The sequence below is a fragment of the Kitasatospora sp. NPDC096128 genome (assembly GCF_040303105.1).
Lineage (GTDB): Bacteria > Actinomycetota > Actinomycetes > Streptomycetales > Streptomycetaceae > Kitasatospora.
Genome location: NZ_JBEOSP010000003.1, coordinates 334480 through 349981 on the forward strand (window position 1 = coordinate 334480; position 15502 = coordinate 349981).

Consider the following 15502-nt stretch of genomic DNA (forward strand, 5'->3'; position numbering starts at 1 on the left):
GTCTAAGGGGCGGGCTCCACTCCCCCCGAAACCTGCCCGGTCCGCAAGACGTCCCGTGGACAACCCGGTGAACACCCGGGGACCCCGGGGGGTGGGGATAACCCCCGGCCGGGAGGAAGTATCACCCCCATGGCACAGCGCCTCCCCCGTTCGGGATGCTGGGGTCCGCCAGCTCGATCGAGGGGACGGATGATCCGATGAAGTCGCTGAACCGCGCCGTGGACGCCATCAAGGAGCAGGACGCTCGGATGGAGCGCCCGCCGCTGTACGGCGCGCGGATGTGGCGCCAGGTCGGGCACCTGATGCTCAACTTCCCACTGGGCGTCGCCGGCTTCGTGCTCTCGGTGACCGCGCTGTCGGCCGGCCTGGGGCTGGCGGTGACGGTGATCGGCCTGCCGGTGCTGGCCGCCGGCCTGGCCGGCTCCCGCGCCCTGGGCGCCCTGGGCCGCAGCCGGGCGCGCACGGCGTACGGCTCCGCGATCGACGATCCGCAGCCGGTGCAGCAGCGCCGCCCGGGCATGGTCGGCTACACCATCGCCCACCTCACCGACCTGCTGAACTGGCGCTCGGCGCTCTACAACGTGCTGATGCTGCCCTGGGGCATCCTGAGCTTCACCCTGACCCTGGTCTCGGTGGTCGCGCTGTGGCCGGTGCTGCCCTTCGTGGTGCGCGCGATGGCCGCGGTCGACCGGATCCTGATCGAGTCGCTGCTCTTTCCCGGCGCGCTGGCCGAACGGGTGCGCGAGCTGGAGGACGACCGCGGCACCGTGGTCGACACCGCCGCCGCCGACCTGCGCCGGATCGAGCGCGACCTGCACGACGGCGCCCAGGCCCGCCTGGTCGCGCTGGCGATGGACCTCGGCATGGCCAAGGAGCGGCTGCGGGAGGTGGAGAGCCAGGAGGACATGGCGGCCGCCACCCGGATGGTCGACAACGCGCACGGCGAGGTGAAACTGGCCCTCCAGGAGCTGCGCGACCTGGCCCGCGGCATCCACCCGGCGGTGCTCACCGACCGCGGCCTGGACGCGGCGCTGTCCGCCGTCTCGGCCCGCTGCACCGTCCCGGGCGGGGTGAAGGTGAACGTCGACCTCACCGGGCCGGACGGCGAGCCCGAGCGCCCGGACTCGGCGGTCGAGGGCATCGCCTACTTCACCGTCAGCGAGCTGCTGACCAACGTCTCCAAGCACGCGGGCGCCGACACCGCCTCGGTGGACGTCTGGCGCTCGGACGACCAGCTGATGGTGCTGGTCCAGGACGACGGCCGGGGCGGGGCCGCCCCCTACCCGGGCAGCGGCCTGGGCGGGCTGGCCGAGCGGATCCGGGCGGTGGACGGGGTGTTCCTGGTGGAGAGCCCGGCGGGCGGCCCGACCACCGTCACCGTGGAGCTGCCCTGGCGCACCCGCACCGCCCGCCGCTAGGGCCGCCCGGGAACGCGAGGGCCGTCCAGGAACGCGAAGGGGCGCCGGGACCCGTCCGAGGCAGTGGACCGGTCCCGGCGCCGGGCCGGTACGGCAGTCGGCCCGCGGAACCCTTGCACGGTGGGCGGGCCGGCCGGCGTACCGGGGTCGGGGGGCGGCTAGGAGCTGCTCTCCAGCGTGCCGAGGGTGACGTCGGCGGTCTTGCTGTTGCCGTCCCTGGTGTAGGTGACGGTGACCTTGCTGCCCGGGGTGAGCGAGGCCAGCGCGGTGGTGAGCGCGTTCAGCGAGTCGACCGGGGTGTCACCGATCTTGGTGATGACGTCCCCGGCCTGGAGCCCCGCCGCGGCGGCCGCGCCGCCCTGGCTGACCGCCACGATGACCGCGCCGGCCGGCTGGAACTGCTGGTTGAAGCTGGTCCGGGCGGTGATGCCGAGCGCGGCCCGACCGGTGTTGGTGACCTTGCCCTGCTTGATCAGCTGGTCGGTGATGCTGGTGATGGTGGACGCCGGGATGGCGAAGCCGATGCCGGGGGCGGCCGCGCCGTTGGTCTGCGGCTCGGTCGCGGCGAGGGTGTTGATGCCGATCACCTGGCTGTCCAGGTTGACCAGCGCGCCGCCGCTGTTGCCCGGGTTGATCGCGGCCGAGGTCTGCACCATGTTGCCGATGGTGGCGCCCGGCGAACCGCCGCCGCGGGGCTCGGAGACGGTCCGCCCGGTGGCCGAGACGATGCCCTGGGTGACGCTGCTGGAGAGCCCGAGCGGGCTGCCCATGGCCAGGGTGATCTGACCGAGCTGGACCTTGCCCGAATCGCCGAAGGTCGCCGGCTTGAGGCCGCCGGGCGGGTTGCTGAGCTTGATCACCGCGAGGTCGGAGTCGGGGTAGCTGGCGACCAGGGTGGCGTCCAGCGCCTTGGTGGAGTTGGCCAGTGTGACGGTGAAGGTGCTCGCCGAGCCGACCACGTGGGCGTTGGTGACGATGTCGCCCTTGTCGTCGTAGACGATCCCGGAGCCGAGGCTGTCGCCGGTGGTGATCTGGACCACCGAGGGCAGCACGTCGGCGATCACCTTCTGGTACGCGTCCTGCAGCTGGTTGGCGCCGCCCGGCTGGGCGGCGGGGGCGGCGGAGGCCTGCTTGCTCGCGCCGGAGGAGGAGCCTGCCGAGGGCGAGGAGGCCGAAGAGGAGGACGAGCTGCTGCACCCGGCCAGCGCCAGGGCGAGCGCCGTGACGGCCGCGACCGCGCCCGGCGCGAGCAGCCGCCGGTGCGCCGCCTTGGGTCCGGTCGGCCGGGGGCCGGCCGGCAGCGGTCGGTTGTGTTCCTTCTTTCGGCTCACCTGGCTGCCTCCGATTCGACACCGCGCCAGGGGCGCGGGGCATGAGAGCACGGAAATCTTTGTCAGCATTCCACCGATTTGTCCGTTTTGCTGGCTGGACTCGCCCGAGCTCGGGGGCCGAAACCGAACGCCTAGGATTGCCGCATGACTTGGTTGATCACCGGCGGTGCCGGATACATCGGCGGGCACGTCGTCCGCCAGCTGCTCGACGCCGGTGAGCGCGTCGCCGTCCTGGACGACCTCAGCACCGGCGACGCCTCCCGGGTGCCGGCCGGTGTCCCGCTGATCGAGGGCTCCACCCTGGACCGCGCCGTCCTGGACGCCGCGATCCGCGAGCACGGCATCGAGGGCGTCCTGCACTTCGCCGCCAAGAAGCAGGTCGGCGAGTCGGTCGAGCAGCCGTTCCTGTACTACCGGGAGAACATGATCGGCCTGCAGACGGTGCTGGAGGCCGCGGCCGAGGGCGGCGTCAAGCGCTTCCTGTTCTCCTCCTCCGCCGCCGTCTACGGCATGCCGGACGTCGACCTGGTCACCGAGTCCACCCCCTGCGCCCCGATGAGCCCGTACGGCGAGACCAAGCTGGCCGGCGAGTGGCTGGTCGCCGCGGCGGGCAAGGCCCACGGGATGTCCACCGTGGCCCTGCGCTACTTCAACGTGGCCGGCGCCGCCTCCCCCGAGCTCTCCGACGCCGGGGTGTTCAACCTGGTCCCGATGGTCTTCGAGCGGCTGACCGCCGGCCAGGCGCCGCGGGTCTTCGGCGACGACTACGCGACCCCGGACGGCAGCTGCGTCCGCGACTACATCCACGTCTCCGACATCGCCTCGGCCCATGTCGCCGCCGCCAAGCGGCTGGCCGCCGACCCGGCCGGCGAGACCGCGCTGGTGCTCAACATCGGCCGCGGCGAGGGCGTCAGCGTCAAGGAGATGATCGAGGTCATCGGCAAGGTCACCGGCTACGACACCACCGCCGAGGTGACCCCGCGCCGCCCCGGCGACCCGGCCCGGGTGGTGGCCTCCGCCGACCTGATCCACCGCGAGCTGGGCTGGACCGCGAGCCACGACGTGGCGGACATGGTCTCCTCCGCGTGGGAGGGCTGGTGCAGCCGCCACCCCGGGGCCCGCAAGGCCTGACCCCCGGGCAGCACCACCGGACGGCGGTGTCCGCCCCGCTCAGCGGGCGGGCACCGCCGTGCCGTAATAGGCGTCCAGCGCGTACACGCAGCGGTCCTTGGAGCCGACGAAGACCCGCCCGCCTACCGCCACCGGGGAGCCGGTGAGCTCGCCCTTGGTGCCGAGCTCCCAGCGCAGCTGACCGGTCGCCAGGTCCAGGGTGTGCAGCGAGTGGTCCCGGCTGCCCAGGTGCACCAGGCCGTCGGCCACCGCCGGGGAGCCGACGATCTCGCCGCGCGCGGTGTAGCGCCAGCGCTCCCGGCCGGTCGCCGCCTCGAAGGCGTACAGCACCTCACCGCTGCCCACCAGCACCATGCCGTCCCCGACCACCACCGGTTCGGCGCCCTGGCGGCTGCCGGTGACCCCGCGCCAGCGGTCCGTTCCGGTGGCCGCGTCCAGCGCGTAGACGGTGCCCAGGTAGTCGGCCACGTAGACCGCGTCGCCGTCCAGCGCCGGCGGGGTGAACAGCACCACCGGGGCGTCGAAGCGCCAGCGCTCGGTGCCGCTGGCCGCGTCCAGCGCGTACACCCGGGTGCCCGCCGTCACGTACAGCACGCCGCCGCGCTCGACCGGGTGCGCGGGCACGTCCTCGCCGACCTGGAAGGACCAGCGCAGGCCGGCGCCGCGCGGGTCCACGCAGCGCAGCCGTCCGGCGCCGTAGTAGTAGGCGGCGCCGGCCACCAGGACCGGGCCGGACTGCGGGTTCTCGTAGTCCTGCTGGGCATCGTCGGCGCGCCACAGCTCGGCGCCGGTGGCGGCGGCGCGCAGCTGGACGCCGCCGCCGCGCACGCCGCAGCAGAGCACGCCGTCGGCGGCGGAGAGCGAGTAGACCCAGCCGTCCAGCGAGGTGCGCCAGCGCTCGGTGCCGTCCGCGACGTCCACGGTGTACAGGTGCGGGCCGTCCGCGGCGTGCACCCGGCCGGCGTCCACCGCGAGCGCCCAGGCGACGTCCCGGGTCTTGTAGCGGCGCTCGCCGGAGGCGATGTCCAGCGCGTGCACCTCGAAGCTGGAGACGAAGAGCGTGCCGTCGGCGACCACCGGGGTGCCCCAGACGTCGTTGGACATCCGGAACCTCCAGGGGCGCCAGCGGGCGGCCGGCGGCGGCGTGGAGGCCGGGGGGACCGGGACCGGTGGCGGGGTCGGCGCCGCCCGGCGGACCCAGTCGGTCGCGGCCGGAGCGGTGCCCGGGCCGGGCTGCTCGTGCTCGGCACGGGGCCCCGGGCCTATCCGCACCGAGGCGCCGGACAGCTGCACCTCGACGGCCACGGCACCGGTGGGCGCGCGGTGCTTGTTCTTGGAGGGGATCTTCGCGGTCGGGACGGCGTCGTCCGGGCTCCCCGGGCGCGGACCGGTGTGCACCGGCCCGGCGTGCACCGGCCCGGCGTGGACCGGACCAGACGGCGGCGCGTGCCCGGCGCCCGGGTAGGTGCGCGGGTCGTCCGGGCCGGGGTGCTGCGGCGGCACGTGCGGCTGCGGCGGGCCCTGGGTGTGCGGCGGCCGCACCGGCTCGGCCGGACCGGCGTACGGGCGGGCCTGGGGGCTCGGGCGGCGGCCGCGCTTGCGCTCGATCAGCTCCAGCGCGTGCGGGGGCAGCCAGTCGCCGGCCTCGCCGGTGGCGTCGTCCCGGGAGAACAGGTGCGGGGCCAGTTCGGCCTGGATCTGCGCCGGGGTGGGCCGGCGCTCGGGCGCCTGCTGCATGCAGGCGCGGACCAGGTCCATCAGCTCGGGCGCCATGCCGGTGAGGTCCGGCTCCTCGCGGAGCAGCTGGAACACCGTCTCGACCGGGTTGGAGCCCCGGAACGGCGGGTGCCCGGTGGCGCAGAAGACCATCAGCGAGCCGAGCGAGAAGACGTCGCTGGCGCCGCGGACGGTACGGCTGTCCCGGGCCTGCTCCGGGGACATGTAGGCGGGGGTGCCGACCGCGACGTTGGTCATGGTCAGCCGGGTGCTGGAGACCCCGGCCGCGATGCCGAAGTCGATCACCTTCGGGCCGTCCTCGACCACCAGGACGTTGGAGGGCTTGAGGTCGCGGTGGATCAGCCCGGCCGCGTGGATGGACTCCAGCGCCTCGGCGATGCCCGCGACCAGCCAGCGGGTGGCGCCGACCGGCAGCGGCCCGCACTCCTCGACCAGGTCCTCCAGCGAGGGCGCCGGGATGTACGCGGTGGCCAGCCAGGGCACCCGGGCGTCCGCGTCGGCGTCCACCACGGCCGCCGTGTAGAAGCCGCCGACCGTCTTGGCCGCCGCGATCTCACGGGCGAAGCGGACCCGGAACAGCTCGTCCTCGGCCAGCTCCCCCCGGACGGTCTTGATGGCCACTCGTCGCCCGGCCGCAGAGCGCGCCAGGTAGACCAGCCCCATCCCGCCCGCGCCGAGCCGCCCCAGCACCTCGAAGGGCCCGATCCTCCTCGGATCGTGCGCCGTCAGCTGGTCCACTCCGCAGCCACCTCCCCGTCATCCGCACCCGCCGCGTGGTGCCGGACCCGATTCTCCAATGCCGCCCGGTGCATCTCCAACCTCCCCCACCGGGAGGAGGCCGCCGCCCCGGGCCGACAGTCCGCTGGTCAGCAGTGACGGAACGGCCGGATTCTGACGCCCGATCCGGCCGCGGCTTGCGCCCCGGGGCCCGGACCGTCGACGTGTCGACCCGGACCGACAGTCACGCTCTGTCACTCGACCACCCCTCAGCGGACTCGCCGTCACGCTATGGGGTCAAAAGCACACGGGGGGGCTTCAAGACCGGCTTCGGACCCCGGTGAATATCCGTCCGAAGTGCTTCAGGCCGCTATAGCAACCCCCCGTGCGGAGTAATAGTCGCATCACCGAATCGCGCCAAGATCGTGCCACGGTAAGCTGACGGCATGACAGGACAAGTTCGCACCGTCGACGGTCGCGTCGCCGGGCGACGCGGACAGGAGACGCGGCAGAAGCTGCTCGACTGCCTCCGCGAGATGCTCAGCACGTCGCCCTATCGGGACGTCAAGGTCATCGACGTCGCCCGTATGGCGGGTACCTCCCCCGCGACCTTCTACCAGTACTTCCCGGATGTCGAGGGCGCAGTCCTCGAAATCGCCGAGGAAATGGCCAAGGACTCCGACACCCTCAAAGAGCTGGTGGCCGGAAAGTCCTGGGCAGGGAAGTCCGGACCGACCACTTCGGAAGAACTGGTCGACGGATTCCTCGCCTTCTGGCGCAAGAACGACGCCATTCTCCGAGTGGTCACGCTCGGTGCCGCAGAAGGGGACAAGCGGTTCTTCAAGATCCGCATGACCGTCCTCAACTCGGTCGCCAAGCCACTCGCGGAGGCCGTCAAGGAACTCCAGGCGAAGGGTCAGGCCGACAAGTCGCTCGACCCGAACGCCGTCGCCGGGGCCCTGGTCTCGCTGCTCGCCTCGGCGGCCGAGCACCAGAAGGCCTTCACCTCCTGGGGCGTCAAGGTCAAGGACCTCAAGCCCAACCTCGCTCCCCTGGTGTACCTGGGCGTCACCGGCAAGAAGGCGCCCAAGTAGGACCGTCCTCCGACCCACCATCCGCTCCGCGCGCAGCCCCGGCCTCCTGTCCGGGGAACGACGGACGGCGGCCGTGTCCTCGGGGGAGGTCCGCCGACGTACCGCACGCGCGCCAGACATGCCGGTGGGCGGGCACCCCTCACACAGGGTGCCCGCCCACCGGCATGCTGCTGATCGCCCACTCGCCTCCGGGGCGCTCTGCCCCGGGGCCGACGGTCGGCGCTCCCCTTCGGCCCGGGGCGGGCGTCCGGGAAGCGGGCGGGCGGATCAGGGGCAGCGGACCACTTGGCCGGCGTAGGCCAGGCCGCCGCCGAAGCCGAAGAGCAGGACCGGGTCGCCCGGGGAGAGTTCGCCGCGCTCGACCAGCTTGGAGAAGGCGAGCGGGATCGAGGCGGCCGAGGTGTTGCCGGAGTCGACCACGTCCCTGGCCACCACCGCGTCGGCGAGGCCCAGCTTGGCGGCGATCGCGTCGATGATCCGCAGGTTGGCCTGGTGCGGGACGAAGCCCTTCAGCTCCGACGGGTCGAGCCCGGCCCGCTCGCAGGCCTGCCGGGCCAGCGGGGCGAGCTGGGTGGTGGCCCAGCGGAACACCGACTGGCCCTGCTGGCTGATCACCGGGTCCCAGCCGGTGATCACCACGGCGTCGCCCCGTTCGGGCTCGGAGCCCCAGACCACCGGGCCGATGCCCGGCTCGGCGCCCTCCTCCTGGGCCTCGACCACCGCGGCGCCCGCGCCGTCGCCGAAGATCACGCAGGTGGAGCGGTCGGTCCAGTCGAGGGTGTCGGACATCCGCTCTGCGCCGATCACCAGCGCCCGCCGGGCCGCCCCGGCCCGGATCGCGTGGTCGGCGGTGGCCAGCGCGTACGAGAAGCCGGAGCAGACCGTGTTGATGTCGTACGCGGCGGGCGCGCGGACGCCCAGCCGGGCGGCCACCGCGGCGGCCGTGTTGGGACTGCGCTCGATCGCGGTGCAGGTGGCGACCACGACCAGGTCGATCTCCGCCGCCGTCCGGCCGCTGTTGGCCAGCGCCTTCTGCGCGGCCTCGGTGGCGAGGTCGACCAGGGTCTCGCTCTCGGCGATGTGCCGGGTACGGATGCCCACCCGGGCGCGGATCCATGCGTCGTCGGTGTCGACGAGTGCCGCCAGGTCGTCGTTGGAGAGGACCTTGGAAGGCTGGTAGTGCCCGAGTGCCACAATGCGCGAACCGCTCATGCTGCCATGGAACCGGGTTACCCGCTGGTCAACCGGGCATGACCGGCTACAGGATCCGCACCTGTGATCTGTAGGGGCTCCACAAGGCCCTTGCGGCGTCTGGGCCCGGGCGTCCGCCGAGGTCAGGCGGCCAGCGAGGTGGCGTCGCCCATCACGATCACCGGATGGGCGGCCGGGTCCAGGGTGCGGATCAGCTGGGCCATCTTGTCCTCGGGTATCGACACGCAGCCGTGGGTCGGGCCGTCGTGGTCGACGTGCAGCCAGATGCCGCCGCCCTTCTTGCTGCCCATCGGGCGGCGCATGTCGAGCGGGGAGCTGCCGGCGACCCGGTTGTAGTTGATCGCGACCACGTAGTCGAAGGAGCCCGCCAGCTGGTCGCCGAAGAAGCCCGTGCCGGAGACCACGAAGCTGGCGTCCTTGTCGTACGGGAGCTTGCTGCCGGGGTTGGCGTTGCGGCCGCCGGCGTCGGTGAGCTCGAAGACGCCGATCGGGCTGCGCAGGTCGCCCTCGTTGTGGTCGGTGGTCCAGCCGTTCTTGCCGTTGTGGCCCTGCCAGGTCTCACCGGCCAGCCAGCGGCCCTCGGGGGTGCGGGTCCACAGGGTGACGCTGTTCTTGTCGGTGTCCTTGCCCTGGCCGGTGGCGACCACGACCTGGGCGGTCGTGGCCGGGATCTTCGCGGTGAAGGCGGCACCGAGGCCGGGTATCGCGGCCAGCGAGCCGTCCGGGCGGGTCTCGCCGCGCCCGGCGGCCGCGGGGGCGGCCTGCCGGTCGGCGGCGGCCTGGACGGCCGCGGGGTCGGGCGTCACGGGGTGGTCGGGCTTGCTGACGCCCTCCGGTCCGGGGCCGTCGGCGGCCGCGGCGACGGACTTGGTGCCGTCCTGGCCGACGGTGTACCAGCCGGCGGCGGCCGCGACCAGCAGCGCGGTGCCGGCCATCACGGCCTTGCCGTGACGTTTCGGCTTGGCCTTGCGCCGCCGGCCCCGGGCGGCGGCCCGGCCACCGGGCGCGGGGGCCGCTGCGGCGAGGGGCGTGACGGAGGCGAGGGGTGCGAGGGGCTCGACCGGTGCGGGCTCCTCGTAGACCGGCTGCTCGTAGACCGGCTGCTGGTAGGCCGTCTCCTGGTAGACCGTCTCCTGGTAGACCGACGGCTCGTGGAACGCCGGCTCCTGGTGGGCGGGCTCCGGCTCGACGACGTACGGCTGGAAGGGCTGGAACGGCTGCTCGTACGCCCCGGAGTACCCGTCAGCCGTCTGCCGGTACTCGCCGTAGTACTCCTGTGCGACGGGCTGCGGGTACGCCTCGTACGCGGTGTACGGCGCCTCGTGCGACTGCTGCGGCACCCCGTACACCGGCTCCTGCATCGGCTCGTACGGTGGGTACTCGGTGGCGCGATGAGAACCGGACATGTCGTCGATCCTGCCAAACGCCCTACCCGTTGGTAAACCCGGGTCGCGTGCGGGAGCCGTGAAGACGCCGCCGCCCGGAGCGCGGGTGCGGTCCGGGCGGCGGGGAAAGCGCAGGTCAGAGGCGCATTGCCTGCGGCGTCTCGCGACGCGTCAGGTCGGGGCCGTCGTACTCGCGGATGACCTCGTAGCGGGTGTTGCGCTCCACCGGGCGGAAGCCGGCGTCCCGGATCAGGCCGAGCAGGTCCTCGCGGCCGAGCTTGTTCGGGGTGCCGAAGTTGTCCGCGTCGTGGGTGATCTTGTACTCGACCACCGAGCCGTCCATGTCGTCCGCGCCGTGGCTGAGCGCCAGCTGGGCGGTGGTGACACCGTGCATCACCCAGAAGACCTTGACGTGCGGGACGTTGTCGAACAGCAGCCGGGAGACCGCGAAGGTCTTCAGCGCCTCGGCGCCGGTGGCCATCTCGGTACGGGCCATCAGCTTGTTGCGCACGACGCCGTCCTTGGAGTCGTGGAAGTCGTGCTGGTAGCGCAGCGGGATGAAGACCTGGAAGCCGCCGGTCTCGTCCTGCAGCTCGCGCAGCCTCAGCACGTGGTCGACCCGGTGGCGGGGCTCCTCGATGTGGCCGTACAGCATGGTGGCCGGCGTCTTGAGGCCCTTGGCGTGCGCGAGGCGGTGGATCCGCGACCAGTCCTCCCAGTGGGTGTCGTGGTCGACGATGTGCTGGCGGACCTCCCAGTCGAAGATCTCCGCGCCGCCGCCGGTCAGCGACTCCAGGCCTGCGTCGATCAGCTCGTCCAGGATCTCGTCGGCGGGCAGGCCGCTGATCTTCTCGAACCAGTGGATCTCGGTGGCGGTGAAGGCCTTCAGCGAGACGTTCGGCAGCGCCGCCTTGAGCTCCCGCAGCGAGCGCGGGTAGTAGCGCCACGGCAGGGTCGGGTGCAGCCCGTTGACGATGTGCAGCTCGGTGAGGGACTCGCTCTCCATCGCCTTGGCGAGGCGGACGGCCTCCTCGATGCGCATCGTGTAGGCGTCCTTCTCGCCCGGCTTGCGCTGGAACGAGCAGTACGCGCAGGACGCGCTGCAGACGTTCGTCATGTTGAGGTGGCGGTTGACGTTGAAGTGGACGACGTCGCCGTTCTTGCGCGTCCGCACGTGGTGGGCCAGACCGCCCAGCCAGGCCAGGTCGTCGCTCTCGTAGAGCGCGATCCCGTCCTCGCGGGTCAGCCGCTCACCCGCGTAGACCTTCGCCTCCAGCTCGCGCTTGAGCCCTGCGTCCATGCGGTGCCCCGCCTCCTCAGACATTCGATTCCTTGCCGGAGACGAGGTTACGCCTATGCCGCGCGCAGCCCGGCGAGGGCGTGCCCCCCGGACAGGCCCCCTACGCCGCGAGCAGCTCCGCGAGCAGACCCGGGTCGACGTTGCCGCCGCTGACCACGGCGGCGACCGACCGGCCCCCGGTCTCGGCGGCGCGGTGGAAGTACGCGGCCGGGGCGACCGCCCCGGAGGGCTCGGCGACCAGCCGGCCGCGGCGGGCCAGCAGGGCGACGGTGGCGCGGATCTCGTCCTCCGTGACGGTGACGATGTCGTCCACGTAGGCGGTGATGTGCTCGTACGGCAGCACGCCGACCGAGGGGGTGCGCAGGCCGTCCGCGACCGTCCGGTAGGTGTCGGCGACCGGCCACTCCACCCGGCGGCCGGAGCGCAGGCTCGCCTGGGCGTCGGCGGCCAGCTCCGGCTCCACCCCGATCACCCGGACGCCCGGGCGGGTGAGCTTGAGCGCGGCCGCCGTCCCGCCGATCAGGCCGCCGCCGCTGACCGGCACCAGGACGGTGTCCAGTCCGGCCGGGGCGTCCTCGGCGATCTCCAGGCCGACCGTGCCCTGGCCCGCGATGATGAACGGGTCGTCGTACGGCGGCACCCAGACGTAGCCGTGCCGCTCGGCCAGCTCGGCGGGCAGGGCGTCCCGCTCCGCCGGTGGGACGAGGATCACCTCGGCGCCGTACGAGCGGGTGGCCTCCACCTTCACCGCGGGCGAGGTGTCCGGCATCACGATCACGGCCTTCAGGCCGAGCAGCTGCGCCGCGTAGGCGACCGCCTGCGCGTGGTTGCCGCTGGACTGGGCGACCACGCCGCGGGCGCGCTCGTCCGCGGTCAGCGCGGCCAGCCGGTTGTAGGCGCCGCGGGTCTTGAAGGCCCCGGTCGGCTGGAGGTTCTCGGGCTTGAGCCAGAGCCGCCGCTCGCCCTCGGACGCCCAGGGGGCGGGGACCAGCGGGGTGCGCACCGCGACTCCCGCGATCCGCTGCCGGGCGGCGTGCAGCTCCTCCAGACCGACCAGGACCATCTCGTCACTCTCCTACGGGGGGTAGCTCGCTGACCCGGTTCTCCCACTTCGTGGAGAGTACGACGGTGGTGCGGGTGCGGGCTACGCCCTTCGTGCCCGAGATCCGCTTGACCACCGACTCCAGGCCGGCCACGTCCGCCACCCGGACCTTGAGCATGTAGGAGTCGTCACCCGCGATGAACCAGCAGTCCTCGACCTCGTTGAGGTCCTTCAGCCGGAACGCGACGTCCTCGTGGTCGGCGGCGTCGGTGAGCTGGAGGCCGATCAGGGCCGTGACGCCGAAGCCGAGCGAGGCCGGGTTGACCGTCGCGCGGTAGCCGGTGATCACACCGGCCTGCTCCAGGCGGTTGATGCGGTCCGTGACGCTCGGGCCGGAGAGTCCGACCAACCGGCCCAGCTCGGCGTAGGACGCACGGCCGTTCTCCCGGAGCGCCTGGATGAGCTGCCTGTCCACCGTGTCCATATACCGTCCGCGTCCTTCCGAACCTCGCCAGACCCACAGATCATTATCCGGATTCAAAGGCGCCGTGCGCTGACCGACCCGGATATCGCAGAGAAGATACTCTCCCGCCCCCGGTCTCCTTACTCCCCCTCAGCCCGAGCCGCCTCCGCGTCGCCCGGTTTGCGGGCCGCCGCGCCCAACTCGCCCTCCCAGCGCAGGTACAGGGAATGCGGCACGCCGACCGCGTCCAGCACCCGGCCGGCCACGAAATCCACGAGTTCGCGCACGGTGGAGCCGCCGGCGTAGAAACCGGGCGAGGCGGGCAGCACCACCGCGCCCTGCGCGTCGAGTTCCACCAGGTGCTTCAACGTCACCCCGTTGAGTGGTGTCTCGCGCACGCAGACGACCAGCGGGCGGCGCTCCTTGAGGGTGACGCTGGCCGCCCGCTGCAGCAGGTCCTTGCTCAGGCCGAGGGCGATCCCGGCCACCGCGCCGGTGGTCGCGGGGACCACCAGCATGCCCTTGGCCGGGTACGAGCCGCTGGACGGGCCGGCCGCGAAGTCCCCAGCGGGCCAGTACCGGACGTCGTCCAGGCCCTCCGGCGTCCCCAGCCACTCGGCGAGGTCGGTGCGCCAGTGGGCGTCCCGGAAGGAGATGCCGGTCTCGTCCAGGATGGTGAGCCGGGCGGCCCGGCTGACGATCAGGTCCACCGCCTCACCGGCGGCGAGCAGCGCCCGGATCACCGAGGCCGCGTACGGCGTCCCCGACGCTCCCGAGACCCCGACCACCCACGGCTGACGCTTCGCAGTTCCCATGGAGGCATTCTGTCCCGCCCTCACCTGCGGCTTCGCCCCGGGCACGACGGAGCGGGCCCGCGCGGGCGCGCCCCCTGGGAGGATGGGCGCATGGCAGCGACCCTCGTCGACCTCACCCATCAGGTGACCACCGCGATGCCGGTCTACCCCGGCGACCCGGCCGTCCTGCTGGCGCCCGCGCTCACCACCGCCACCGCCGGGGTGAACGTGCTGGCCCTGCACCTCGGCTCGCAGTCCGGGACGCACGTGGACGCGCCGTACCACGTGGACGTCACCTGGCCGACCCTGGACGGGCTGCCGCTGGAGCGGTTCACCGGCCCGGCGGTGGTCGCCGACCTGCGCGGACTGGAGCCCCGGACGGCCGTCACCCCCGAGCTGCTGGCGCCCGCACTGGAACGCTGCGGCGAGGGCGTCGTCCTGCTGCTGGCCACCGGCTGGGCCCGGCACTGGGGCACCGACGCCTACCTGGCCCACCCCAGCCTGACCGCGGCCGCCGCCGAGGCGATCGTGGCCGCCGGGGTGCGGACGGTCGGGGTGGACGCGCTGAGCGTGGACCCCACCCCCGACCCGGGGCCGGAGGACCCGGCGGTGGCCGCGCTGCTCGCCGACCTCACCGACGAGCACGACGGGCCCGACCCGGTGGAGGAGCCGACGCTGGCCGCCCACCGGGTGCTGCTGGGGGCGGGCGGCGGCGGGGTGATCGCCGAGAACCTGACCGACCTGCGGGCGCTGCTGGCGGCCCAGGAGGCCGGCCTGCCGGTGGAGGTGTCGCTGTTCCCGCTGCGGCTGGTGGCCGCGGACGGGGCGCCGGTGCGAGCGGTGGCGCGGCTGGGCTGACCGGGCGTGGCGCGGCCGGGCCGCCCGGGCTCCGACGAGTCGGCCGGACGCCGACGAGGTCCACACTTGGTCTAGACCAACTCTGGTGGCGCCACTAGGCTTTCCGGCCATGGCTGAGATCATCGGAGTGGTCGAGCGACTCTGGCGCTACCCCGTGAAATCCACCGGCGGTGAGCGGCTCGACTCCGTCGACGTGGACGTGCGCGGCCTGGCCGGGGACCGCCTCTACGCCGTCCGCGACGCCTCCGGGAAGCTCGGCTCGGGCAAGAACACCCGCCGCTTCCGCCGGATGGACGGCCTGCTCCGGCTCTCCGCCCGGCTCGGCCGCCGGATCGACGGCCCCGAGCTCTTCGACCCGCTCGGCCGCCCGGTCGACCACCCGACCGCCTTCCTGCGCGCCTACCTCCAGCGCGCGGACGTCGAACTCGCCCGCGAGGACGCCGTATCGCACTTCGACCGGCAGCCCGTCAGCGTGCTCAGCACCGCCACCCTGGACTGGGTCCGCGAGGCCGTCCCCTTCGCCGTGGTCGACGAACGCCGCTTCCGCCCCAACATCGTGCTGCGCACGCCACCGGGCACCCCGCCCTTCGTCGAGGACTCCTGGCTCGGCCGGCACGTCCACGGCGAGGCCCCGGACTGCGCCCGGCTCGCCTTCGTGACCTCCAGCGAGCGCTGCGCGATGGTCGGCGCCCCGCAACCCGGCCTGCCGCACGCGCCGGAGATCCTCAAGGCCGTCGTGCAGGCGCACGACGGGCGGCTCGACGCCCTCGCCGAGGTCGCCGCCCCCGGGCGGCTGCGGCTCGGCGACCGGCTGGTGCTGGACTGAACCGCTGGAGGAACGACGAGGGGAAGCTACGGGAAGAACGCCCGAACCCGCAGGTCAGAGGCGTTCTGAGATTCTCCGAAAAAACTTTGAAACCACCTGCAACCCCCGTGTCCCCCGCACGTCTATCTGAGTGAGCGGCGGGGAGACCCGCCGGAGCGGACCGCAGGCGACACCGGGGCACCACCTCGGACCTC

At 73.2% G+C, this 15502-nt stretch carries 13 protein-coding genes; 5 read left to right on the forward strand and 8 right to left on the reverse strand.

Going from position 1 to position 15502, the window contains the following annotated elements; genetic code table 11:
* Positions 1–197: 197 nt before the first annotated feature.
* Positions 198–1418 (forward strand): sensor histidine kinase, encoded by a 1221-nt coding sequence (locus ABTY61_RS06010; RefSeq protein ID WP_502895223.1) that lies wholly within the window; start codon positions 198–200, stop codon positions 1416–1418.
* Positions 1419–1576: 158 nt separating this feature from the next.
* Here ABTY61_RS06010 and ABTY61_RS06015 read toward each other — a convergent pair whose 3' ends face one another.
* Entirely contained in the window at positions 1577–2671 is a 1095-nt protein-coding gene (locus tag ABTY61_RS06015; RefSeq protein ID WP_502895231.1) for a S1C family serine protease, read from the reverse strand.
* Positions 2672–2893: 222 nt separating this feature from the next.
* On the opposite strand from ABTY61_RS06015, the gene galE reads away from it, so the two are divergent.
* Positions 2894–3880: a UDP-glucose 4-epimerase GalE gene (gene galE / locus ABTY61_RS06020; RefSeq protein ID WP_350503684.1), complete on the forward strand. Its 987-nt coding sequence runs from the start codon at positions 2894–2896 to the stop codon at positions 3878–3880.
* Between the two features lie 39 nt (positions 3881–3919).
* On the opposite strand, the gene ABTY61_RS06025 is transcribed toward galE, so the two are convergent.
* On the reverse strand, positions 3920–6355 hold the full coding sequence (locus ABTY61_RS06025) for an outer membrane protein assembly factor BamB family protein (RefSeq protein WP_350503685.1): 2436 nt from the start codon (positions 6353–6355) through the stop codon (positions 3920–3922).
* Between the two features lie 425 nt (positions 6356–6780).
* Between ABTY61_RS06025 and ABTY61_RS06030 the strand changes: the two genes are divergently transcribed.
* Positions 6781–7428 (forward strand): TetR family transcriptional regulator, encoded by a 648-nt coding sequence (locus ABTY61_RS06030; protein ID WP_188307623.1) that lies wholly within the window; start codon positions 6781–6783, stop codon positions 7426–7428.
* Between the two features lie 267 nt (positions 7429–7695).
* Here the strand turns inward: ABTY61_RS06030 and ABTY61_RS06035 are convergent, their stop codons facing one another.
* The 6 genes from ABTY61_RS06035 to ABTY61_RS06060 form a co-directional block, all read right to left on the reverse strand.
* Positions 7696–8640: a beta-ketoacyl-ACP synthase III gene (locus tag ABTY61_RS06035; protein ID WP_350503686.1), complete on the reverse strand. Its 945-nt coding sequence runs from the start codon at positions 8638–8640 to the stop codon at positions 7696–7698.
* Positions 8641–8762: 122 nt separating this feature from the next.
* Complete coding sequence (locus ABTY61_RS06040; protein WP_350503687.1) at positions 8763–10046, reverse strand: L,D-transpeptidase family protein; 1284 nt, start codon at positions 10044–10046, stop codon at positions 8763–8765.
* 115 nt (positions 10047–10161) lie between these two features.
* On the reverse strand, positions 10162–11325 hold the full coding sequence (mqnE, locus tag ABTY61_RS06045) for an aminofutalosine synthase MqnE (RefSeq protein ID WP_350503688.1): 1164 nt from the start codon (positions 11323–11325) through the stop codon (positions 10162–10164).
* Between the two features lie 100 nt (positions 11326–11425).
* Positions 11426–12388: a threonine ammonia-lyase gene (locus ABTY61_RS06050; protein WP_350503689.1), complete on the reverse strand. Its 963-nt coding sequence runs from the start codon at positions 12386–12388 to the stop codon at positions 11426–11428.
* A 4-nt stretch (positions 12389–12392) separates the two neighbouring features.
* Positions 12393–12851, reverse strand: a complete 459-nt coding sequence (locus ABTY61_RS06055) for an Lrp/AsnC family transcriptional regulator (protein WP_030055719.1) — start codon at positions 12849–12851, stop codon at positions 12393–12395.
* 119 nt (positions 12852–12970) lie between these two features.
* Entirely contained in the window at positions 12971–13645 is a 675-nt protein-coding gene (locus tag ABTY61_RS06060) for a UbiX family flavin prenyltransferase (RefSeq protein WP_350503690.1), read from the reverse strand.
* Positions 13646–13735: 90 nt separating this feature from the next.
* Here ABTY61_RS06060 and ABTY61_RS06065 point away from each other — a divergent pair, with 90 nt between their 5' ends.
* Both ABTY61_RS06065 and ABTY61_RS06070 read left to right on the forward strand, forming a co-directional pair.
* On the forward strand, positions 13736–14482 hold the full coding sequence (locus ABTY61_RS06065; RefSeq protein ID WP_350503691.1) for a cyclase family protein: 747 nt from the start codon (positions 13736–13738) through the stop codon (positions 14480–14482).
* A 109-nt stretch (positions 14483–14591) separates the two neighbouring features.
* Positions 14592–15308, forward strand: a complete 717-nt coding sequence (locus tag ABTY61_RS06070; RefSeq protein ID WP_350503692.1) for an MOSC domain-containing protein — start codon at positions 14592–14594, stop codon at positions 15306–15308.
* Positions 15309–15502: the final 194 nt, after the last annotated feature.